Origin of the sequence: Pedobacter hiemivivus, assembly GCF_004331685.1 — a bacterium.
Taxonomy (GTDB): Bacteria; Bacteroidota; Bacteroidia; order Sphingobacteriales; family Sphingobacteriaceae; genus Pedobacter; species Pedobacter hiemivivus.
On sequence record NZ_SJSM01000035.1, the window covers coordinates 1 to 21418 of the forward strand.

Annotated in this window: 15 protein-coding genes; 4 read left to right on the top strand and 11 right to left on the bottom strand. The window is 40.4% G+C overall.

Features of this window, described 5'->3' with window-relative positions:
* Positions 1 to 139 precede the first annotated feature (139 nt).
* The 3 genes from EZ444_RS25670 to EZ444_RS25680 all read left to right on the top strand — a co-directional run bounded on the left by EZ444_RS25670 (position 140) and on the right by EZ444_RS25680 (position 3937).
* The gene (locus tag EZ444_RS25670; RefSeq protein ID WP_131612773.1) at positions 140 to 634 is read left to right on the top strand and encodes a hypothetical protein; all 495 of its coding nucleotides are present in this window, start codon (positions 140 to 142) and stop codon (positions 632 to 634) included.
* A gap of 180 nt (positions 635 to 814) precedes the next feature.
* The gene (locus EZ444_RS25675; RefSeq protein ID WP_131612775.1) at positions 815 to 1684 is read left to right on the top strand and encodes a hypothetical protein; all 870 of its coding nucleotides are present in this window, start codon (positions 815 to 817) and stop codon (positions 1682 to 1684) included.
* A 54-nt stretch (positions 1685 to 1738) separates the two neighbouring features.
* Positions 1739 to 3937, top strand: coding sequence for an SEL1-like repeat protein (locus EZ444_RS25680; RefSeq protein ID WP_131612776.1), 2199 nt, complete (start codon positions 1739 to 1741; stop codon positions 3935 to 3937).
* 108 nt (positions 3938 to 4045) lie between these two features.
* On the opposite strand, the gene EZ444_RS25685 is transcribed toward EZ444_RS25680, so the two are convergent.
* The 9 genes from EZ444_RS25685 to EZ444_RS25725 all read right to left on the bottom strand — a co-directional run bounded on the left by EZ444_RS25685 (position 4046) and on the right by EZ444_RS25725 (position 16967).
* Positions 4046 to 4594 carry an ester cyclase gene (locus EZ444_RS25685; RefSeq protein ID WP_131612777.1) on the bottom strand — a complete coding sequence of 183 codons (549 nt, stop codon included), beginning with the start codon at positions 4592 to 4594 and terminating at the stop codon, positions 4046 to 4048.
* 67 nt (positions 4595 to 4661) lie between these two features.
* The gene (locus EZ444_RS25690) at positions 4662 to 5441 is read right to left on the bottom strand and encodes a helix-turn-helix domain-containing protein (RefSeq protein ID WP_225874855.1); all 780 of its coding nucleotides are present in this window, start codon (positions 5439 to 5441) and stop codon (positions 4662 to 4664) included.
* Between the two features lie 34 nt (positions 5442 to 5475).
* Positions 5476 to 7254 (bottom strand): hybrid sensor histidine kinase/response regulator, encoded by a 1779-nt coding sequence (locus EZ444_RS25695; protein ID WP_131612778.1) that lies wholly within the window; start codon positions 7252 to 7254, stop codon positions 5476 to 5478.
* Between the two features lie 203 nt (positions 7255 to 7457).
* Positions 7458 to 8561 carry a hypothetical protein gene (locus EZ444_RS25700; protein WP_131612779.1) on the bottom strand — a complete coding sequence of 368 codons (1104 nt, stop codon included), beginning with the start codon at positions 8559 to 8561 and terminating at the stop codon, positions 7458 to 7460.
* 92 nt (positions 8562 to 8653) lie between these two features.
* Positions 8654 to 9970, bottom strand: coding sequence for an autotransporter outer membrane beta-barrel domain-containing protein (locus tag EZ444_RS25705; protein ID WP_131612780.1), 1317 nt, complete (start codon positions 9968 to 9970; stop codon positions 8654 to 8656).
* A gap of 351 nt (positions 9971 to 10321) precedes the next feature.
* The gene (locus tag EZ444_RS25710) at positions 10322 to 13507 is read right to left on the bottom strand and encodes a TonB-dependent receptor (RefSeq protein ID WP_131612781.1); all 3186 of its coding nucleotides are present in this window, start codon (positions 13505 to 13507) and stop codon (positions 10322 to 10324) included.
* A gap of 115 nt (positions 13508 to 13622) precedes the next feature.
* Positions 13623 to 14666, bottom strand: coding sequence for a FecR family protein (locus tag EZ444_RS25715; protein ID WP_131612782.1), 1044 nt, complete (start codon positions 14664 to 14666; stop codon positions 13623 to 13625).
* Between the two features lie 219 nt (positions 14667 to 14885).
* Positions 14886 to 15476: an RNA polymerase sigma-70 factor gene (locus EZ444_RS25720; RefSeq protein ID WP_131612783.1), complete on the bottom strand. Its 591-nt coding sequence runs from the start codon at positions 15474 to 15476 to the stop codon at positions 14886 to 14888.
* An 84-nt stretch (positions 15477 to 15560) separates the two neighbouring features.
* Positions 15561 to 16967: a S41 family peptidase gene (locus tag EZ444_RS25725; RefSeq protein ID WP_131612784.1), complete on the bottom strand. Its 1407-nt coding sequence runs from the start codon at positions 16965 to 16967 to the stop codon at positions 15561 to 15563.
* 464 nt (positions 16968 to 17431) lie between these two features.
* Between EZ444_RS25725 and EZ444_RS25730 the strand changes: the two genes are divergently transcribed.
* Positions 17432 to 20008 carry a TonB-dependent receptor gene (locus EZ444_RS25730; RefSeq protein WP_131612785.1) on the top strand — a complete coding sequence of 859 codons (2577 nt, stop codon included), beginning with the start codon at positions 17432 to 17434 and terminating at the stop codon, positions 20006 to 20008.
* 216 nt (positions 20009 to 20224) lie between these two features.
* On the opposite strand, the gene EZ444_RS25735 is transcribed toward EZ444_RS25730, so the two are convergent.
* Together EZ444_RS25735 and EZ444_RS25740 are read right to left on the bottom strand one after the other, a co-directional pair.
* A complete protein-coding gene (locus EZ444_RS25735) occupies positions 20225 to 20764 on the bottom strand; it encodes a YfiT family bacillithiol transferase (protein ID WP_165503731.1) in 540 nt (179 codons plus the stop codon).
* A 19-nt stretch (positions 20765 to 20783) separates the two neighbouring features.
* Positions 20784 to 21407, bottom strand: coding sequence for a GyrI-like domain-containing protein (locus EZ444_RS25740; RefSeq protein ID WP_131612786.1), 624 nt, complete (start codon positions 21405 to 21407; stop codon positions 20784 to 20786).
* Positions 21408 to 21418 lie beyond the last annotated feature (11 nt).

A 21418-nucleotide genomic window follows, 5' to 3' on the forward strand; every position in this document is an offset into this window, starting at 1 on the left:
GATTTGGCGGTAAATTTGTTGTGAAAGTTTAACCAGCATAAGCAAGGATACATTTCACCACAATAATATGACTAAAAACATTATCTTAATCTGCCTGGCAATTTTGTTACTGTTTGGTATAGCCAGCAGTTGCAAAAATATGAATTCTGAAGAAACAACTACAATGGATACGATAGCACAAAAAGAAGTAAAAGTTGCTGCCCACCAGATCCTAACCTCATGGCTCGTAGAGGGTATTGAAGGCATTCAATTCCTCGGGACCAGTGAATGGAAAATCGATGACCAGGTTTTTCTAAACAGCAGCAATGATAAAGGATACTTGTTGTTACTMAACCARGATAAGGATCCACAGGCAGCATTGGATTATGTTCAGGTCATGTATGCAAGCAAAGAGGACGGAAAATGGAACATTTACCTGGAATCTCTGCCCAATTTCGTAATTCCAAGAAAAAAAGAAAACGGGAGTTTTGTTGCGAATACGCTTAACCAGCTCGCAGCGGCCGGAGAGAAAGAAATTGGCCGGCAATATAAAAGCGACAATGGTGAAATCAATGATGAGTTCATCAACAAGGAATTCAATGAAGATCTAAAGAAAAACCACCAACGTTTTTTATCCAGAAAAATTAAGAACTAACCAGCKCGGTACCTAACACCAGGAAAGAATTACCTTTACTATTCCTATTGACGGAAAACACAGATGGATTAAAATTGAAAAATGAGGACACTAATTATATCAAGCTTAGTATTACTGTCGAGCCTGGCTTCCTGTCAGCAAAAACAATYAYCAGGCACAACTATTAAAAGTCAGGTAAAAATGGATCAGAAAATGCTGGATATTTATAAGCAGGTAAAGAGATACGATTATACTCCATTGTATGAGGTAGAATTTAGTCAGGATGCCTGTGGTTATGAAATTTTAATCAATGACATGCCCCTGCACCGCTATTTGTTATTAGGTAGTGCCAATGAGCAACGTATTCCGATTAATGATCATATATTAACGAGTGGAAAACAGGAGATGATCATACGCTTGTTTCCGCCTCAGCTTTCAGACCAAAGCTGGTCGCCGACACTTGTGGATGCTTCTAAATTTAAGATCAAAGTGATTCATCACAACCCTAATAACACTACAGAAACCTATAAACAGGTTTTTGAATTCAGTACCTCCAATAAACCGGGGACAGAAAAATTTATGGGCAGCGGGCAAAAGGTTTTTGAATTTAAAGGTTCTTTTAATGCAGAAGTTCCTTATCAGTTAGAAGGTTGGAGAAATTCCAAAGATTTGAGTAAAGAGGATCAGGATAAATTACTGAAAGAAGCGGTTGCTGTTTATAACAACTTCAGAAATGTGCTGATCAAAAAAGATGTGAATGCTTATGCATCACTCATGTATGATAAAGAAGTGGAACTGGCAAAAGCATTTTACTGGGATACTCCCGCAGATTCCAAGGAACGCTGGGACGAAATGAGTGGTACAGTCCGCGAAAAAAGGGAGATTTTACCTTTAAAAGATTTTAAAATGGTGCTGTATGCAGGTGGAAAAGTGCTGGCATTACAGCCGACAAGCGAGATGTATAAAGATTACCTTTCTGCCATTCATGCCCAGACTGAAGATGATGATATTCAGGTTTCTTTCCTGCTTCATAAAAAGGCGGGCAGTAATGAATTGACACCAATACGGTAACGATATTGGTTAAGAATATGGAGTTGTTTTTTTTAACCTTTAATTTAAGCTGAATTGTCACACCGCACCTACTTATACAATATCAATACCCCATCAGTTGCAGAAAATGCCGATACGATGATGATGGAATGGGGATACGAAATGCCGCTAATGCTTCAGCCCTTATTAATCGACAGCGGCTTTATTTCTGGTAATAACTACAACAATCACGTGGAATTTAACGATTCCGGTTTATATTATAATGCCAAACCGGGCCTTGAAAACCTGAAACGGTTTTATAATTTCCTGGAAGCCCAGCCTGACCTAATTAAAAATAGTGAAAAATTTAAAGAGGCCAAGGACAAATTGTTCAACTACCTGGATCAGCTTGATGGAAGTTATTTCCATCTTGATATGTGGGATGTCCTAAATATGGAAGACAAACCTCATGCCGAGCAGGCAAAGGATTGGCTGGCAACCATAGCACATAACAATCAGGTAATTACCATGGCTATGGACTCAGGAGACGTTAGCCTACTCAACTATAAAGAGCTTAAAGATGTCAGTCCTGCCTTTAACTCCTTCTCAGACCTGCTAAATTATGAAGACTATGATTATGGATGGACTTGTATCGACTCCTCAGAGGAAGAAAAATTACCCTATGAAATATTCGAAGAAAATGAGCTCTGGGGACTTAAGGATAAAGATAGTAGTGTATTACTAAGTCCTCAATTTGATGAATTTTATAGTTTTGGTCCGGAAGATCTGGCGGTAGTCTCAAAAAACGGTAAATATGGCTATGTGGATACCACGGGAAGAATTACAGTTCCATTAACCTGGGATGATGCTTTTGACTTCGAATATTCTGGCTTCGCGGTAGTCGTATCAGAGGAAAAAAAGGGACTTATCAATACAAAGGGCGGTCAGGTCGTTCCCTTCATTTATGATGACCTGAACACGCTTAACGAGGGAAACTATTTTAATGCAAGAATAGCTGAACTTTGGGGTACCATCGATCCCTCCGGAAAAGTTGTTATTGCTGTTGAACATGAAAATGAGATCCAGGCAGCCTATGGCTTTTACCATATTGAGGTAGCTGGCCAGAAAAATCAAAAGATCTTCAATGAGTTTTTTAAGTACCTGGGCGAATTCCCGCTTAAGGCTGTAGAAAACCTGCACGAAGGGCTACTATTAATTAAACCTCATAAAGGGACCAAATTCAATTCCATATACAAAAAGGATGGAACACGGCTGGATAGCGGATTTGAATTTGATCTGGTTGTACGGAAACCCACCGAAGATGGCTTTGCCTATGCTTTCAAGGAAGACAAGGTATATACGGTTAGCGAGATAGCTATTCGCCCAACCAATAAAGCTGTCGCACTGAAACATACTGGCGAGGATTACGTTTACTATTTCGAATACGAAACCAGGAAAAGGCTTTTGGTCTATGGAAAAGGGAAAAAAATGGATGATCAACAGATCAGGGATGAACTGAGCGAGACATACACCCTATTTGACTATGGCGAACAAGCGTTTGACACTGAGGACTATGGTAAAGCCATTTATTATTACACCATCGCAGCAGAAAAAGGTCATGCCCCTTCCATGAATAATCTGGCACATACTTACTATACTGTTAATGGTTTTAAAGATGATGATAAAGCCTTCTTTTGGTTTAACAAAAGCGCCGTAAAAGGTAACGATGGCTCTATGAATGGATTGGGCATGTGTTATAAATATGGTGTTGGATGTCAAGCGGATATGGAGAAGGCATTGTATTGGTTAAATAAAGCTGCTGAAGCACAACTGGCACTGGCCAATAACAATCTCGGAGACATTTACTCAGAGGAAGGACTCCTACCCTTTAATCCGGAAAAAGCTTTAGCCTACTATCAGGCAGCCGCAGCGCTAGGCGAACCCAAATACAACTGGTTGGGCTACCTCTACGATTTAAAAGCGGAGTATGAAAAGGCCCTGGAGTGCTATCGGTTAAGCGCTGAAGAAGGAAATGAGATTTCCGCCTTTAACTTTGGTATTTTAACATCTAAAGGCTTAGGAACTGAAAAAAACAATGAAGTGGCTATTAAATACTTTGAACTTTCATTGACGCTTGGATATCCTAATGCACATATAGAACTCGCTAAGATTTACAGAAATGAAAAGGGATTTCAGGACGAAAAGAAAGTAGAACATCATTTAAAGGAAGCCAGAGCAGCAGAATTAGAGATACCGGAAGAACTGATAAAAAAGAAAGGCTGGTTTGGTTTTTAGATTTTTTTATTGGCTAGTACAATATTTAACCTAAATCAACGTCTTTATATATGAGAGCGTTAATTTAGATGAAACGGGAGTGGTCGGAGATCATTCCCACTTTCTTTGTTAAAGAGATTTCAAATCGGTTGGAATAACACCTAATTGTTGTAAGAAACTTAAACGGTCAGTTTGGATCTCAGTGCTAATTATTTTACCATCTTTAAAGGTATAAAATCCGGTGCCGGTGTTAGATACTCTTTTGCCGGTTGCTGAAATATGCTGAAATTCTCCTAAATGAGTACCCTGAAATTTCTGCCTGATAATCACCTTATTTCCTTCGCAGATGATATCGTCAGCATACCATTTAGCGTCTGGAAAAGCTTTAACTAAAGCTTCAATCTGTTCCTGAAATCCCGCAGGTCCTTTCCTTCCAGAAATACCTGTATATTCTTCAGATATTAGACCTTTAAGCAGTTCGAATTTCCTATTGTTCATGATGTTTTCGTACAGATTACGAATTGCTGCTTTGTGCTCTATTTCAATTGAAACGATTTCCATTTGTGCCCCTTTTTTTTGGTTAGTAAATTGATGATTTGTTGTTTGTTGCGCGAACAATTGCGAATGGAACAGCAATAGCGCACAAAATACAGTGCCTTTTTTGAATTGTAGTTTCATGTTATGAATTTATGTTATCCAAAAATCGACACTTCAAAAACTAAAAAATTGTAAAAAATCATTGATTTTACCAACGTGGGGATAAACGAAAGAAATCTGCAGGAGCTAAGCCTGTAAAAACTTTAAACTGCTTGTTAAAATGCGCTTGGTCGAAAAAACCAGCTTCAAAAGCGACCTCCGTAAAAGTTTGTGTTGGCTGTATGTTTTTAATCACAGCTTTCATGCGTACAATTGATGCAAATTGTTTTGGAGAGGTACCAACTGTTTTACGGAAACGTTTCTCGAAAGCATCCAGACTTATGTATAATCCATCAGCTAGTGCTTTAATTTCAATAAACCCTTTTAAAGCATGAATCCTCTGAACGGCTGCTGTTATTAACGTATCGCTATGGCTGAAATTGAGGACAGAAAGCAGCAGTTGTTCTATATGTGCTATACGCTGAATATTATTCTTCGCCTCGGCCAATTGCTCCTGTACCCTATCAATTGTCTGCTGCTTGATAAAATTATCCAATGATACACTTTCACCAAACAACTCATTTAGGGGTTCCTTTAAAAAAGCATGCGCCCCGGTTTCCTGAAATTTAACAACAATGGCCCCAGTATCGGCCAAGTAATTTATTAACCTGGGCGACTTTCTTAATCCTGAAATAACAGAAGCTGGAAGACTGTTATTCCTACCCTCTATGATATAATCAATTTGCCCGCTAAAGCGGAAAGCAATTGCAAGAGAAGTTTCTGGTAGTACCCGGTTTACAAGGTTAGCACTACTTTCAATAACAACATATTCCTTTATGAATGGCCGGAGTTGTTCAGTAGGTATATAAGTTTCAATCTTCACGTCCATAATATCCTCAATAATAGAGCCACCTTCGTCAGGATTACAGCATTCGATTTGCTTTTAACTTCGCCACATGATGAAGCTTATCTTCCAGGTCTTTTGGATAAAATGGTTTGAGCATAAAGTCATCCATACATCCAAATTCAGAACGTTTATCAAAAGAAATATCAATAGAAGCGGTTAACGCAATAATATAAATTCCTTTTTTTTGTTTATCATTAATTTCCCTAATCATCCGGGATGCCTCTAAGCCATCCATTACTGGCATGTTAATATCCATAAATATTACATCATACGTTTTTTTCATTACCGCATCCAGCCCTATCTGTCCGTTTTCCGCAACATCCGCTTTCAGATTCCATCGAGAAAGAGTTTTCTGAAAAACCATTACATTTACCGGACTATCGTCTACTACCAAAATTTGTAACCGGGCAATTTCATCAGCAGGTATTTGAACTTCCTCCTTCAGCTCATCAACCATTGGATCAACTTTAGTGAAATTCAGCTGAAAACTAAAAGTAGTGCCAGTACCTTCTTTACTTTTAAACGTTAATCTGCCACCATGAAGTTCCACCAATCGACTGGCAATGCTCAGTCCCAGCCCAGTCCCATAATATTGCCGGTTTGTACCATTCTCCCCGCGAAAATAGGGATCAAAGAGATTATTCACCTGGTCTCCGGCAATTCCTATACCAGAATCGCTGATTTCGAACCCAACGGTAAGCACATTGTCAACGGACTTTTCAACACCTACAATAATCTTAACAAAGCCTTTCTGTGTAAACTTAATCGCATTTCCCACAATGTTAAACAAGATCTGGGTCAACCGATTTTGATCACCCTGCACACTTAAACCTACAATTTCTTTATCCACTTGAAGGAAAAAATCAATAGACTTGGCATCAGACTTTAGTTTAAGTGCCCCATACACATTGTTCAATAGGGTATCTAGCCCGAATGTGGTTAATTCCAGCTTTTCAATTCCCAAATCCAAACGATTGAAGCTCAGAATGTCATCTATTGTTGCCATTAAGTTCTCGGCAGAAAAATGCAGAATCTCCAGATCTTCCTTTTGTTGAGGCTTGGGATCATTTTCCATTAACACATTGGTGATACCGATTACGGCATTCAAAGGGGTTCTCAATTCATGCGCCATCGTGGAGAGAAAATTGGTTTTTTCCTCAGCAACTATTCTGGCTGAGCGGAGCGATCGTTCCAGATTTGCCGTTAATTTTCTTTCCTTTTTGCTAGTCCTTTTAAAAGCTCTGAAAAAATAAAAGTGAATAAAAATCAGCAATAGAAAATTAAATATAATAGAGATATTATACGCGTAGATATTTACACCCACCATGCCTAAAGTAATCGAGATGCCGTAAAACTGTTCCAGAGAAAATAGTACCACTATCGGCACTGTATTTATCAGTGAGTACACCCAGCCCCATCTGAGACCTAGGATATAGTAACCGCCAGAAACAATCATCAATACATATTGTACCGTAACGATATTGAACCCATTTTTCAATATCAACAAATTAGACCAGATGAAACAAGTCAGACAAAACATGAAGTAGTGTCCAACTATTCTCCATGATACATTTAAAAATAGCATCATTAATCCCGCAAAGAAAAGAACCATGAGTAAGCTGATTCGGTAAAGCAGAATATTACGTTCCTGAAAAAAATATAAGATGAACAAAAAAACACTTAGTACTGCAAAAGCCGTAAGCAATTGCAGTAATATGGAAATCCTTGCCCGGTTGAACAAACCTGCTTCGGTGAGAAGAATAGTATGATATCTTTTAGATAAATGTTCGAGCATATTACTAATATAACATACAAATCGTCCATTTTGTTACTCATCTGATATTACTTGCTGGAAATTCATTATTCGTCCATATTTTAAAAATATGGACATATGTTGAGGGTAGTAAAATATTACCTTTAACGGATAAAGCACCCGAGTCAAAACAGCATCGAAAGTTCCAATGCTGTTTTTTGTTGGGCTGTTAAAAGTATTGTGGGCTATTGAAAATATTGGGAAAGGTCTAAAATTTTTCCAAAAAAGTAGCGACCCTTTTCGGCTGCCGGAGATGACTTAAGTGCCATCATATCCTGCATCAGGATGAGTTTAGCCGCACCTGCTTCAAAATAGCTGCTGCCGAATTTAATTTCCCCGAGTTTGCCTTTATTCAGTTTAGGAGGAAAGATATTGGCTACAAGAAAATCAGTATATGGTAGCGCATCACTACCAACTTCGCAGATATCATAAGTATAAAATGAGGTACTGTTGGGCAATGGTGGCAGCTCAAAGGTTACAAAAGCACCACTCGCAGGCATTTTGATCCTGATTTCGGGGCTAGGAACAGTAACCACCCCAGCGGAATTCCGTATATAAAATACTGCATCCACGTCTCCTCCTTTAAAAAGGGCTCCGGCGCTGGCAATAGTAAATGTTGTGGCAAACTGGGCGGTAACAGACATATTTTCGGGGTTAGCCGGAGGCTTAATCTCAATGTTATCGACCAGGCGAGTACCATCAAAGAAAAATTTGAGGGACTGCCCAGTTGATGGGGATGAAGTGACGGTTTTGGTAAGTAGATTGGTAGTTTCTCCTTTTTTGCGGACGGTAAACTGACGTTCCTTATTTTCATTGACATAGATGGTCAGATTTTTCTCAATTTTCAGTGTTCCGGTGTGCACCAGTTTTTCGTCCACCAGAAATTCCAGTTCGCCAGCCATTGCAAAACCTTTTAACTGGTAGGTTATACTCTTTTCATAGGTTTGGCTACCATCATAATAAACACTAAGATTCTGTTTAAAAGGAGATGAAGGGACTGTGTGGGAGTCAATTACATTTGTGGTTCCTGCTTCCCTGATGCTGATTTCAGAACTTTGATTGCTTACCGGTAGCAGAACTTCCCTTATAAAATTTTCGCGGCTAGCCAGATCAACTGAGGCAATGATGCTGTCTTTATAAATAAATTCCAATGGCACTGTAGTACTTCCGGTAATGCTAACCTTCACAACCTTGACAGGTTCTTTTTGAAGTGGTTCTCCTTTTTTACAGGCAGCTGCCAGCATTGTGAAGCCGATAATCAATAAAAACAGGTAATTATTTAATTTCATAATTTGTATTTATTTATTTTTTAAAAACAAGATGCAGATGGATAATCTGCACCCTGTTCATTATAGCTTAATTTGATTTTAATCTTTAAAGACTAGTAGTCAAATTTTGCCCAGCAATAGTTTAGATCGGCATTGAAGGCTGATTCGTTCCAGAAAGGCTGAGTAATACCGTATGCAAATGCTGTTGCACCGTTGTTGTAAGTATTTCCGCCAGCGTCAGTAAATGTATTCGGATCATATGCAAGTGTGAAACCATGTAGAGAAGTACTACCTACAATTGTATTTGCAGGAGTAGCATTTCCATCAATTCTAAGACCGATATTATAGCCTGTTACAATTGATCCATACAACTCTAGTTCGCCACCACGACGCACAGTGATACCGTTTTTGAAACCTGGAGCAGTTACACCTGATGTATTCAGCGCACCTATGATCCTTACATTATCAAAAGTAGGGTGCGTAACCGGAAATGCTGCAAAGTTAGTTGGGTTGTTGTCAATCTCAGCACCATTTGAGTCACTGTTACCACTGCTTGCACTGTGTGAAGAAACTTTGTTCGCAATAGCGGTAGAATTTAAAAGTGTACCGATATAACCTAAATCGAAATCAAACTGATCATCATCATTAGAGAAGGCAAGCAAATCAGAAGTGCTTACAGTTCCACCAAAGAACTCGAAACCATCATCCAGTCCCCATGACACTTCAACATTGTTGATTTCAGTTAATGAACCAACACCGCCAAGGGTTAAACCATTTACTTCGATGCCATCGGCCAGTTTATAACCTGCATATTCAATGCGCACATTTTTAAATACACCGCTGTTATCAGCAGGCGTATTGCCACCAAATGCTGTTAATGCTGAAGCTGTTAAGCCTTCGATATTTGAGCTTCCTGTAGCCGTGTTCACTGTTGATTCACCTAAAAGAATGATACCACCAAAATCGCCAGGAGCAGCTGCAGTAGCAGGATTGCCATCTAACAGGTAACGGCTGGTAAACACAATAGGATTGCATGACTCGCCTGCTGCATTAATTGTACCGTCTTTTGAAACAACCAGTACACCATTCTGTACATTAGGGGTATTTACTGAAGATTTAATGTAAGTACCAGACTGGATCTCTAAAGTAGTATTGTTGGTTACATATACTACTCCGCTCACCTCATAAACTGTATCCCTGTCGAACACAACTGTTCCACCGTTATCAAGATCAGTAGCAGTAATGGTTTTTACCGGATAGGTTGCCGCTGTTGCATAGGAAACGGCAGAAGTACTGCGGTTACCAAATGGTGATGCGCTGTCACCTTCATTTTTTTTACATGACGTTAAGGATACTGCTAAAGCTGCCAATAGCGTTAATGCTGTTCCTGTAGTTGAATTTAGTTTTAGGGAAATTGCTTTTTTAAGCATGATTTTATGAGTTTTGGCGGGATCTGTTTTGTTTTTTGCCCCACCGTGTTAAACATTATTTTGAATCTCATGATAGCGGTGTATCATATTTTTTCTATCTTCGCAGCCAGTTAAACTTTGACGCAAAGGATTCTGTTTCTGCCTCTTGGCAGCTGAACAGAGGGATTTTAATAACATTCGGGTTTATTCCTGATTACCGGTGAGTAAGTATCGGTTTATAAAACGAGGGGCCTGCTTCAAACTGCCCTTCGTTTTTTTTATTTCCGGCGGTTCAGGAAACCATTCTTTCGGTTTCCTCCTTTCTTTTTAAAATTGTGTTTAACATTATATCTACATTCATGATGTATGCTGCTAAAATGTGTAACTTAATGAGGTGCTATAGGTACGGCCAAATTTCTGGCTGAAGGTAATCCTGTCGCCCGCTTCATATTTATTGGTAAAGCCCGGCTTGAGTATTTGCGCCTCGCTTAGATCCAGTCCTCCGGCCACGTAATCAGGATTTTTCTCGTAGTTACCCATATTGTTATAAAAAACTGAAGGGCTATTGAGGAGGTTTCCTGCATTGATTTTTACTTCGAACCTTTTCTTCAAAAACCGGTAGCTGACCTGCGCGTCCAACTGTTCGCGGGGTCTTTCATATTCAATGAGTCCAGGATCTTCGGATACGATATAGGTTTTATAGCCCGATTTGTTGTAAGCAATATTAAACCCAAAATGATCATCGTTGTATTGGAGACCTGCATTAATCTGGTAGGGCGACTGTCCGTACATAGGGCGGTTCTGTTTGCTGAAGGCCTCTGTATCCGGTTCGTCGGGAACTGAACTAGTAATCAGATAAATGCTATTTACCTCAGTTTTTTGTAATGTTAAATTGCCATAAATCATAAAATTCTTTAAGAAACTTTTACGGAGTTCCAGTTCCAGCCCGTATACCTTTGCCCATTCCGAACTTTTTAGGTTATAGCTTAGGCTACCACCAGCATGCTCATTAATGACCAACTCAGCAGGTTTATCAAACTTTTTATAAAAACCACCTATTGATAAGATTTCGCCCAGCCCCGGAAACCATTCTGTTTTAAAATCCAAGCTGTTGATACGGGTACTGTATAGACCTTCGTTACCAAACTGGCCGCCTAAATAAGGGCTATACCTAAAAAACTGGCTATTGTCCATCAGTTCTGGCCGCACCACATTGCTGGACCATGCCGTGCGGATATTGAGAGATGAAAGCGGGCTATACGTTAAATTTGCGGAGGGCAGCCATTGCCAGCGCGGATCGGGTTTAAGGCTAAATATTGATTCTCCTTTTATACTAGTGGCATTTTTGATCTCGGTATATTTATAATACTCTCCTCTTAGCCCCCATACCAGACGCAATTTATCCATCAGCCTATTATCGAGCATTACAAAACCTGCGTGGTTTTGGCTCTTACCTTCATAAAAGTCGAGGAACCACGGCGATATGCCATACTGGAAACCATTGATGCCCATGTTTTCAGGCTTAATCATTTCTCCGATCGGCAGATAGCCCAGTTCTTCGGGCATGGTAGCAAGGTTGGCTGTAAGCGGGGCAATTTGCCATTTAAAATCGGCCTTTTTCTGGTTTCCAAAATAACCTGTTTTTACTGTGCTCCTTACGGTGCCAATAATAAAAGGCAGGGTCGAAGCAATATCCCAGGAATAATGGCCCTCCTTATTGTGATAATAATGCCGGGAAGTAGGTTCGATGCGAGGTTCTGTAGTACTACTGAAAGCATAAAAGTAAGCACTACCCCCACCTAGTTGCTTCAGGTTTTGTCCGGCAATCCCCAGATCTTTATCTTCCCGTTTAACGGAAGTCCGTGCAAAGTCCCATTCTATTTTAACCTTGCCCAGTTGATGCTGCCCACTCAGTTTATTCTGTAGTAGGTCGGTATAAACTGGTTCTTCTACTTCCTGTATATAGGTTGGAATGCCAGTTTTACTGCTGATCTGATCTTGATCACTGGTAAAGCCGACAATCCTTGTCATATTATTGTTGTACAGGTGGGTATAAGTATTGCGAAAACTGAACCTGTGTTTACCCAATTGCAGACCTGCATTGAGTAGCGCACCCCAGGTTGTATTAAAGCCGTAAGATTTTCCTGTATTATTGGTTGAATTTTCATCCCAGATGTTGCGGCGCTGATCGCCAATCACATTGATATTTTGTGTATTGCGGTAGCTGACCGATCCAGTAAAACCGAACTTACTGCCCTTTGTAGTATCCACGGTAAGCAAACGCCCCATACTGAACTGGTAATTTTGTGAGGGTGCAGCCCGGTACTTATAAACCGTAAAATTATCGTTCGTAAAGCTTTTGCTCTGCGCATCAATCACTTCCCTGCTAGCCCCTTCAATACCGACCAGATTTTTTGGAAATTTCCTTCGGCCATCGTCGAAACCAAAGTAATCGTATTTGCCTCTTTTATGACTTAAAAAATCCTTCCCTGTTGTCTGGTCGTTATAAGATACGCCAGCTGTAAAGCTCGTAAAATCTTCGTTGGGAATATCTTTGGTATTGATCTGGATGAGTCCGCCGCCAAAGCTGGCGTTCATATCGGGTGTAACAGTTTTACTGACCACCACGTTATCGACCAAATTCGCAGGGATGAGGTCGAAAGAGAAATTGCGGCTTTGGGCTTCGGTACTGGGCAGGACTACGCCATCCAGCATGGCTGAATTGTAACGTTCGCCGATACCCCGCACCAATACGAACTTATTGTCCATGGTGCTTACCCCGGCGATTCGCTTTAAGCTCTCACCTATATTTTTATCTGGGGTACGACCAATTTGCTCAGCGCTGATGCCATTGCTGATCTCGGACGCATTTTTCTGGCGGGCGAGTAGTCCTTCAGCAGTTGCTTTTTTGTAACCTGCAGTAACGATGACCTCTTTGAGGCCTTTGGTATCAGGTTTCAGTGAAATATTAAGCGCTGTATTCCTTCCTTCAGTAACTATTACGCCGGTAATGCGCTGGGTTTGGTAAGAGATATAGCTGATCATGACCGTATAGGTACCGGGCTCCGCGTTCAGGATGAAACTGCCATCCACGCCGGTTTGTACCCCCTGCCCTGTTTCCTGGATTTTAACAGATGCCCCAGGCAGACTTTCGCCTTTTTCATCTACTATTTTCCCGCTTATTTTCCCTGGCTTAACCGGATCGGGCAGTTTGTACAGCAAAACCGTACGCTGATCGGTAAACCTGAAGGCCACCCTGGTACCGTTCAGTATTTTTGTCAGCACCTGCTCCAGTCCCATATCTTTTACATCGATGCTCACCTGTTGGCCTTCCTTAAAAATAGGCTTGTTGTAATTGATGATACATCCCGACTTTTTTTCGAGTGCTGACAGCCCGACGTGTATGCTGGCCGACTGTAGTTTTAGTGTGATTTGCTGTGCCGCGGCCTGCTGGTTTGGGAAAGTAGCCATAGCCACTCCCATGGTACTACAATACAGCATTATGGCTAGCAAATGGCGCAAATATTCTTTTATATAAGTGTAAAGCCTTATATTCATCAGTTCAATTGGTTTTTTAATTTTTCAAGAGTTAAAAACATTTGTTATGAACCGTTCTGTTCGCGCAGAGCGGTTCTTCATTTTTTTATAGGTAGGTTATAGAATAGCTATCTTATCATTTGGCGGCCTCCTCCCATACAGTAATTACGGTGTTGTTGTTCGTTATTTTATACCTAAGCTTATTGCCGCTCATGATGTGCAACTGCTCCATCACATCTTTTATATTTTTATTGGAGAAGGTGACACTAAACTTGTAGTGATCAAAGTGTTTGCCTTTTTGTATGAAGTTGACATTGTAATACCGTTCAAGTCCAGCAAGCACTCCCTTCAGGCTTTCATCGCGGAAAACAAAGCGGTTCAGGGTCCAGCTGTTGGCTTCATTGACATTGGTGCTGCTGCTTACTGCATATTTTCCGTTGTTTTGCTGATAAATAAGTTTCATCCCGGGGGTTAAAAAAGAAAGGCGCTTAACTTTGCCTTTTACATTTTCGGCTACGGCTACTTTTCCTGTTTTTACAGTTACGGTAGCTAGTTTGTCGTCCGGATAAGCGTATACATTAAATGAAGTCCCCACAACTCGAGTGCGTAAATTTGCGGTTTGTACAATAAAGGGGCTAGTGGTATCATGTTTTACTTCAAAAAAAGCTTCCCCTTCAAGGTAAATATTGCGGGTATTTCCTTTTGTAAAATGCGAGGGCCAATTTAGCTTGCTATTGCCAGCCAGGTACACCACCGAGCTGTCGGGCAAAATTAGTTTGAGTTTTTCGCCCGCCCTGGTTATTTTGCTGATCAGCTGAACGGTTTTTATACTTTCCTTTTTCTGATAGGCATACCAACCCAGGCCTGTGGAGAGTAACAGTAGTATTGAAGCTGCATATTTCATCACTTGAACCCGCTGCAAGCGCTTATGGCTTTTCTTTTCTACCTTCAGCCAGATCTGATCAAAGCTTTCCTCAGCCTCCTGGGAATTATCGGGCGACGAGGGCTCATTTTCCCAGCTGTCTTTCATTTCCTCAAAAAGGATAGGATCTTTATCCCCGCCCTCATTTAATTGGCGAAACAACAATTCTTCCTGCCGGGCATTTGTTTCGCCCTCCAGGTATAGTTTAAATAGTCTCTTTATTTCGTTTTGCTGTTTCAATTGTTTTATTTTAATCATTTTCTATTAGCGCACATGATGGGTGCTTTCTCAGCGCGTTATAAATGCGCCTTCAATAGTATATATGATTAAGAAAGCTACAACAGCTATATACTTTTCATTTTTATTTTAAATACCTGGCCGCCGGCAGGGATTGGCAGTATTGCGTGTTTTTTTATTGAGGGATACTGGCCTTCGCCAGCATGACGACCGATTTAATACGATCGCATTAATATGACCTTAAAACAGAAACAACAGCAATAAAGGGAGGATGGTTTCTGGTGAACGATCGACAAGGTACCTGCGGATTTGTCCGAGCGAGTTTTTTATGTGGTTATTTACCGTGTTTTTAGAGATCCCCATTCTTGTTGAAATTTCCTCATGGGTACATCCTTCTATTCGGCTTAATAAATAAGCTTTTTTCACTTGCGGGGATAGCGCTTGTACCGCTTGATTAGTAATGACCTGACAGTCTTTAAAGTTTATGTAATCTTCTACAGTATGGAACTCCTCTTCGTCTGCCGCTTTTGCTTTTTGAAAAAGGGAGAATCTCGATTTTCTTTTCAGTGCGGTAAGGAAGTTGTTGCGCAGAATGGTATAAATAAAGGCTTCGAAGTTTTTATCGGGATCAATTTTAGTCCGGTTCTCCCAGATCTGTACAAATACATCCTGAGTTAGCTCTTCAGCTTCTTCGGTATTGCGTACAAAACGGTAAGCATAGCCCTGAACCTTTCTTCGGTGTGTTTTGTAAATTGTATTGAAAGCATCAAAATCTCCGTTTCTCAATCCATTTAAAAGCGCTGTGTTTGTGGAGGCGTTAAAAAATTCCATAGCATTAATTGATTTGGTTAACTTATGCAAGTTAGCCCCGGCGTTTTAAGTTAATGTTAAGTCTACGAGATCTTTAGGCCGGATTTACCGGTGGGTAATCGCCACGCTGCGTCTGGCTGTTAAAATACGGGTGTCGCTTAGTATGGTCCATGTGCCGGTACCATTTCCCTCTGCCAGCGTCCTATTTGAAGCGCTTATTTTTGCCTTATTGGTTATGCCGGTCAGCGCTGCTTTTACCAGGGGATCCTCAGCTTCGCCAAAAGGCAATAGCGGAAGGGCTGTGAACTCATTGACCTGTATATCGGCTTCGATGCCAGTACTGTAATTCCCTTTTCCTTGGGCATTGAACAGCTTATAAACTATGGGATGCATTTCCCATTGCACCTGCTTAGGTTTGCGCATGTCGTTAATGGTGAATGAGGCTTCATCTTTACCCAGTGTCCGTTCGCCTATCAGGACAACCTGCATATATGGTTTTAGATTATTGATGACCACTTCGGCTGCTGAGGCCGTCACCCCTGTACTCAGAATATAAATTCTTGGCAAGCCGAGGTTATGACTCATCAGGTCGTTAAAATTTACGGTACCGTCAAATGTTGCCGCAGCACCCAGCGACTCGGTTCTGAGGCCTCCGTTTTTATTTCCTTTATAGGTAATGAAAGGGCTTGTATAACTGACCGATGGAGCAATCATGGCGCAAACACCCGCGGCTTCGGCCACCTGTCCGCCAGAGTTATAGCGCAGGTCGAGTATTAAATCGGCTATGCCTTCGCTTTTAAAGCTTGCGAAAATTGGTTTGAGCGAACTGGCTAGACCGCCGTTAAAACTCTGGAAGTTAAGGTAGCCTATTTTTTTCCCGCCGCTTTCAATGATACGACTGATGGCCCGCTGATCTGATATTATTCCTGTACTGAGGTTTGCCAACCGGGTATCCTGCCAGCTACTGCCGATAATTTCGGCCAGACCCAGCACGACTTTGTCCCCTTTTAATAATTCTGTTTGTAAGGTAGTGGCATTTGATTCGGAAATCTGCGTTCCATTAATTTTACGGATATAGTCGCCTCTTTTTAATCCATTTCTGGATGCGGGCGAATCATTGTATACTAGTTTTATAATACCGATCACCTGTCCGGTGTTTACCTCTTTAATTGTACTGTAATCAAAACCATACTTACTTTTACTATCTGATATATAGGATGCCGGGTCGGATGGCAATACCAGGTAGGAAAACCGGTCGGCAGGATTTTTCAAAGCAGCAAAAAAATCCCTTGGTGCGATACCGATATTGGCTTTTGCAGGCAGGCTTTCGTTCCAGTAATAGTATCGTTTGAGGCTATCGAGTATCCAGGTATTGATTTGTTCATTAGAACCAGGGGGATAATCAGGTTTGAGCTGCTCCCGCTTGCAGGCTACCTGTATTAATACCATCAGAAAAAAGAAGCCTATCCAACGATAGGGGCTGCTATTGAACTTGAGAAATGTATGGCACATACAGATTAGCGTTATTTGTTATACAAAGCTAAGTCCTTGTATATTAACAAATCATTATCTTTTTAAAATCGTAAAACACGTTTAAAAGCAGTTAGAGCCGCATTACCTCAACTAATTTCATCTTTCTGAACAATAATCTACTATTTCCATAGATTTTATTGCTAATAATAAAATATATCCTATATTTGCCTAACTAAACAACTGTTTACCAACAACAAGTAAATGAAAACAGATTTGCATTTTATAAAAATGAAAAGAAAAATGGCTAAAGAAGAAATGTACTTCCTTATAGACCGGTGTTGTTGTTGCTGCTGATTCAGCCCATTGTAATCGCTAGTAAAAACTAACGCTTACAACCTCCTAATAACAATTTCAAAATATGACGATAAAGGATGCTTAAAAACATCCACATGGCTTTGCTATGGCATTAACTATAACCAAACAAATCAATAAATATTAAAATCATGAAGAAAAGCATACTTATCCTTTTATCATTTCTACTCACCGCAAGCTTTGCTTTTGCCCAAAGCATAACTGGTACAATAAAGAATACGAATGGAACTCCGGTACCAAAAGCAACTGTGAAAATAAGAGGTACCAAGATCTCAACCATTGCTGATGAAAAAGGTTTCTTCAGCATCAATTCAAACCAAGAACTTCCATTTTTCCTTCAAGTCAGTTCAATTGGTTACAAAGCACAGGATTTTCAGATATTAAAGCTTCAGGAAGCACCTTTTGAGTTGGTCCTGGTTGAAAGTGAACTACTAGATGAGATCGTGGTAACCTCAAGAAGACGTGTAGAGGTATTACAGGATGTACCTATTGCAATTACAGTTATTGGTGGACAAGCCGCAGAAAATGCAGGCGCTTTTAACGTTAACCGTTTAAAAGAACTGGTGCCTTCGGTTCAGTTATATGCTTCAAATGCAAGAAACACAACACTTAATATCAGGGGCTTAGGCTCAACATTTGGTTTAACAAACGATGGTATTGATCCGGGTGTAGGCTTTTACGTAGACGGAGTTTACCAGGCTCGTCCTGCCGCTACTTCTACAGATTTTCTTGACATTGAACGGATAGAAATCCTGCGTGGCCCACAAGGTACCTTATTTGGAAAAAATACAACCGCTGGTGCATTTAACATTACTACAACAAAACCAACTCAAACACCTAGTGCAAAAGTAGAATTGAGTTTTGGAAACTATAATTTTATACAAGCAAAAACATCGGTTTCAGGAGGCGTAGCAAAAAATCTTGCAGCAAAATTATCTATCTCAGGTACGCAACGCGATGGTACAATCTGGAATACCAGAGAAGAACGCAAATACAGTGGCCAAAACAACCTTGGTTTTAAAGGTCAGTTGTATTACACCCCATCAGATAAATTACAAGTATTGTTAAGCAGCGATATAAGCATCCAGCACCCTGCTGGTTACCCATTGGTAATTGCAGGTGTGACCACAACAGAGAGAAGTGCTTACCGCCAGTATGCCAATATTATTTCTGGTTTAGGATATCAGCAGCCTAAAATAGATCCTTTCTCTAGAGAGATCAGCACCAATACACCCTGGAAACAGAACCAATCCATTGGTGGTATTTCTGTGAATGTGGATTATAAAATCGGCAATGGAACGCTTACTTCTACTACCGCCTGGAGATTCTGGAACTGGGATCCTACAAACGATAGGGATTTCTCTGAATTCTCTGCATTGACCAAATCTCAAGGTAACTCCCGCCATGATCAATATTCGCAAGAAGTTAGATATGCTGGTAATATTACAGAGAAAATAAGCGGCGTAATTGGTGTATTTGCACTTGCTCAAAATTTAAAAGGATTATCTCAGACGGAAGAAGTAGGTAAAGATCAATGGAGATTTGTACAAACATCAGCTACTGGCGCTCAAGCACTGTATTCGACCCCAGGTCTGTTAGATGGCTTCGGGATCAAAACCAACTCAACGATTAAATCATTAAGTGCTGCCGTTTTTGCACAGGCTGACTGGGAGTTTATAGAACACCTGCACGTGTTACCAGGTTTAAGGTTTACCTATGACAAGAAAGATGTTGACTATGACAGGGTAACTTATGGAGGTTTGCAAACTTCAGATGCAGCTTTACTTGCGCTTAAAGCCGCTGTTTACAGCAATCAGAAATTTGCTACAAGCACAAACAACAATAATTTGTCCGGTAACCTTACGTTATCGTACCGCCCTACTACTAAGTTAAACGTTTACGGAAATTACTCTACTGCTTATAAACCAGTTGGTGTTAACGTTGGGGGCTTACCTACTACTTCAACTGGCGAGGCAGACTTGTCTCTGGCTGTAGTAAAACCAGAATACGTTCAACATTATGAGTTAGGTGTTAAAACTAAACCTTTTAAAGGCTTTTTGCTAAACGTAACGGGTTTTAATACTGATATTAAAGATTACCAAACCAATGTTCAATCTCCACAGTTGGGTGTAAACAGAGGTTATCTTGCCAATGCAGAGAAAGTTAACGTAAAAGGTCTGGAAGTTGATGGAAGCTTTCAGTTAGAAAAGTTCTTAACTTTAAATGCCGCCGTAGCTTATCTTGATGGCAAGTATGTAAAATTCACCAATGCACCATTGCCTTTAGAAGAAACCGGGCATACGGAACTCATTAACAATGTCGCTACTCAGGTCGCGTTTAAAGATGCTTCAGGCGGTAGAATACCAGGTATATCTAAATGGAATGTTTCAGGTGGTGCAGAATTTAGCATTCCTGGTGGTTTGGCCGTCCAAAATGGTAGATATTTTATTGCTGGTGATGCCAGTTACCGCTCAGAATACTCTTCAAACCCAACACCTTCAAAAGTGTTAAATGTGGATGGTTATGCGCTATTGAACGCCAGAATAGGGTTTAAATCAGAAAAATTCTCAGCATTTGCCTGGAGCAGAAACCTTGGAAATACTAAGTACTATGAGCAATTGCAAGCTGCTGCCGGTAACTCGGGCTTATATGCAGGCGTACTTGGTGATCCAAGAACTTACGGTGTTACGCTTCGCTATTCTTTCTAAAATCATCTTTCAATGCAAAAATACAATCAGGCTGTATCATTAATTCGGCCGTCATCCTGAATTTATTTCAGGATCTCGAATATCCCATTCAAAACCTGCTTAAACGAGATCCTGAAATAAATTCAGGACGACGAAGCGCATAAAGAATAAGATAAATCGATTAATGATACAGCCTGATTATATTTTTGGTATTCCTATTTATTACATAACCAAAAATCACCAGCCCATTCTTTTACGCAATGAAATGATCTGTTCTGCATGATGCGCGCCATGCCAGCTGTATTGATTAGTCATTTGCCAAATCGGCATGTACTCTTTATTTCCCGGATGATAGTACGTTCTTGTCCAATCCTCCTCTTTTAAATTTTCCAGCAAAGTAGCCCATCTACTGTGCAGTGCGTGCAGCAAAGTAATGGATACATTGACCGGAACAAGTTTTACATCAGACAGTTCAGCCCAAAGGTTTTCATCATAAGGACTAATTGTAGGTTTCTCCTCTGTTAGTGCCAGCTTTAATCTGATATAGGCGTTCATATGACTGTCTGCAACATGATGTACCACTTGTATAATGCTCCAACCACCCGGGCGGTAGGTCGTATTTAACTGTCCTTCATCTAGATTTTCAATACAATAATCAAATAGCAGTGGCGCCGATCTAATGCCACCAATCCAAGAGGCAATATTATTAGGACTATACTTAACAGCAGGTACAAAACGGCCATTTGGGTACATTAAGTCTTCCATTGAATTTTCCATGGAATGAAAATAACAAAATTTAAACAACTGGTTCCCTTAATATTGTTTTCAATTTTTCAGGCGAGGTTTTATTCAAGTCAGATAGATAAATTTCGTGGTGCAGACCATTTCTTTTAAGACCTTTGGCTTCCATGAACTGCCTCATTTCCTCCAATGTAACTGGCTCCTGATCAAAAGGACCAACATGCAGCATTTGTACAACTTTCCCTTCATTCATTAAGTAACCTTCAACATCCTTGACAAATGGGAGCCCTTTTTTTTGAATGACAGTTTCAATAGCCTCATTTATCTGCTTATTGGTAACATAATCAGGCAAACGGATCATCATTCTATACTTCCACTCGCTTCTTGGGATCTTTAATGGAGCCTCGGACATTCCGTATTTTCCGAATTCTTTTTCGTCGAAACTCCATAGACCTTCCAGTTTGGCAACAACAAAATCCTTTCCGATGGCCTTACATGCAAACTTTATAGTATAAGCGGTTGCATATAGCGCAGAAATCTTTTCACGATACATTGTTCCTGAAGGATCCCCCTTTCCGGTAAGTGATAAGAAAAATGCCTCTTCGACTGTGACCTCTTCAGGTCTCTCTTTTGCGGAATAATAGGTTTTGTATTTTTTTGTTAGATTGAGCTTTTCCATTTTTTTGTTTT

Bases quoted from the DNA above. Each gene is read 5' to 3' on its own strand.
- EZ444_RS25700 (WP_131612779.1), bottom strand. From the start codon at position 8,561: ATGAAATTAAATAATTACCTGTTTTTATTGATTATCGGCTTCACAATG.
- EZ444_RS25740 (WP_131612786.1), bottom strand. From the start codon at position 21,407: ATGGAAAAGCTCAATCTAACAAAAAAATACAAAACCTATTATTCCGCA.
- EZ444_RS25690 (WP_225874855.1), bottom strand. From the start codon at position 5,441: ATGGACGTGAAGATTGAAACTTATATACCTACTGAACAACTCCGGCCA.
- EZ444_RS25710 (WP_131612781.1), bottom strand. From the start codon at position 13,507: ATGAATATAAGGCTTTACACTTATATAAAAGAATATTTGCGCCATTTG.
- EZ444_RS25735 (WP_165503731.1), bottom strand. From the start codon at position 20,764: ATGGAAAATTCAATGGAAGACTTAATGTACCCAAATGGCCGTTTTGTA.
- EZ444_RS25715 (WP_131612782.1), bottom strand. From the start codon at position 14,666: ATGATTAAAATAAAACAATTGAAACAGCAAAACGAAATAAAGAGACTA.
- EZ444_RS25705 (WP_131612780.1), bottom strand. From the start codon at position 9,970: ATGCTTAAAAAAGCAATTTCCCTAAAACTAAATTCAACTACAGGAACA.
- EZ444_RS25675 (WP_131612775.1), top strand. From the start codon at position 815: ATGGATCAGAAAATGCTGGATATTTATAAGCAGGTAAAGAGATACGAT.
- EZ444_RS25695 (WP_131612778.1), bottom strand. From the start codon at position 7,254: ATGCTCGAACATTTATCTAAAAGATATCATACTATTCTTCTCACCGAA.
- EZ444_RS25725 (WP_131612784.1), bottom strand. From the start codon at position 16,967: ATGTGCCATACATTTCTCAAGTTCAATAGCAGCCCCTATCGTTGGATA.
- EZ444_RS25685 (WP_131612777.1), bottom strand. From the start codon at position 4,594: ATGAAACTACAATTCAAAAAAGGCACTGTATTTTGTGCGCTATTGCTG.
- EZ444_RS25730 (WP_131612785.1), top strand. From the start codon at position 17,432: ATGAAGAAAAGCATACTTATCCTTTTATCATTTCTACTCACCGCAAGC.
- EZ444_RS25720 (WP_131612783.1), bottom strand. From the start codon at position 15,476: ATGGAATTTTTTAACGCCTCCACAAACACAGCGCTTTTAAATGGATTG.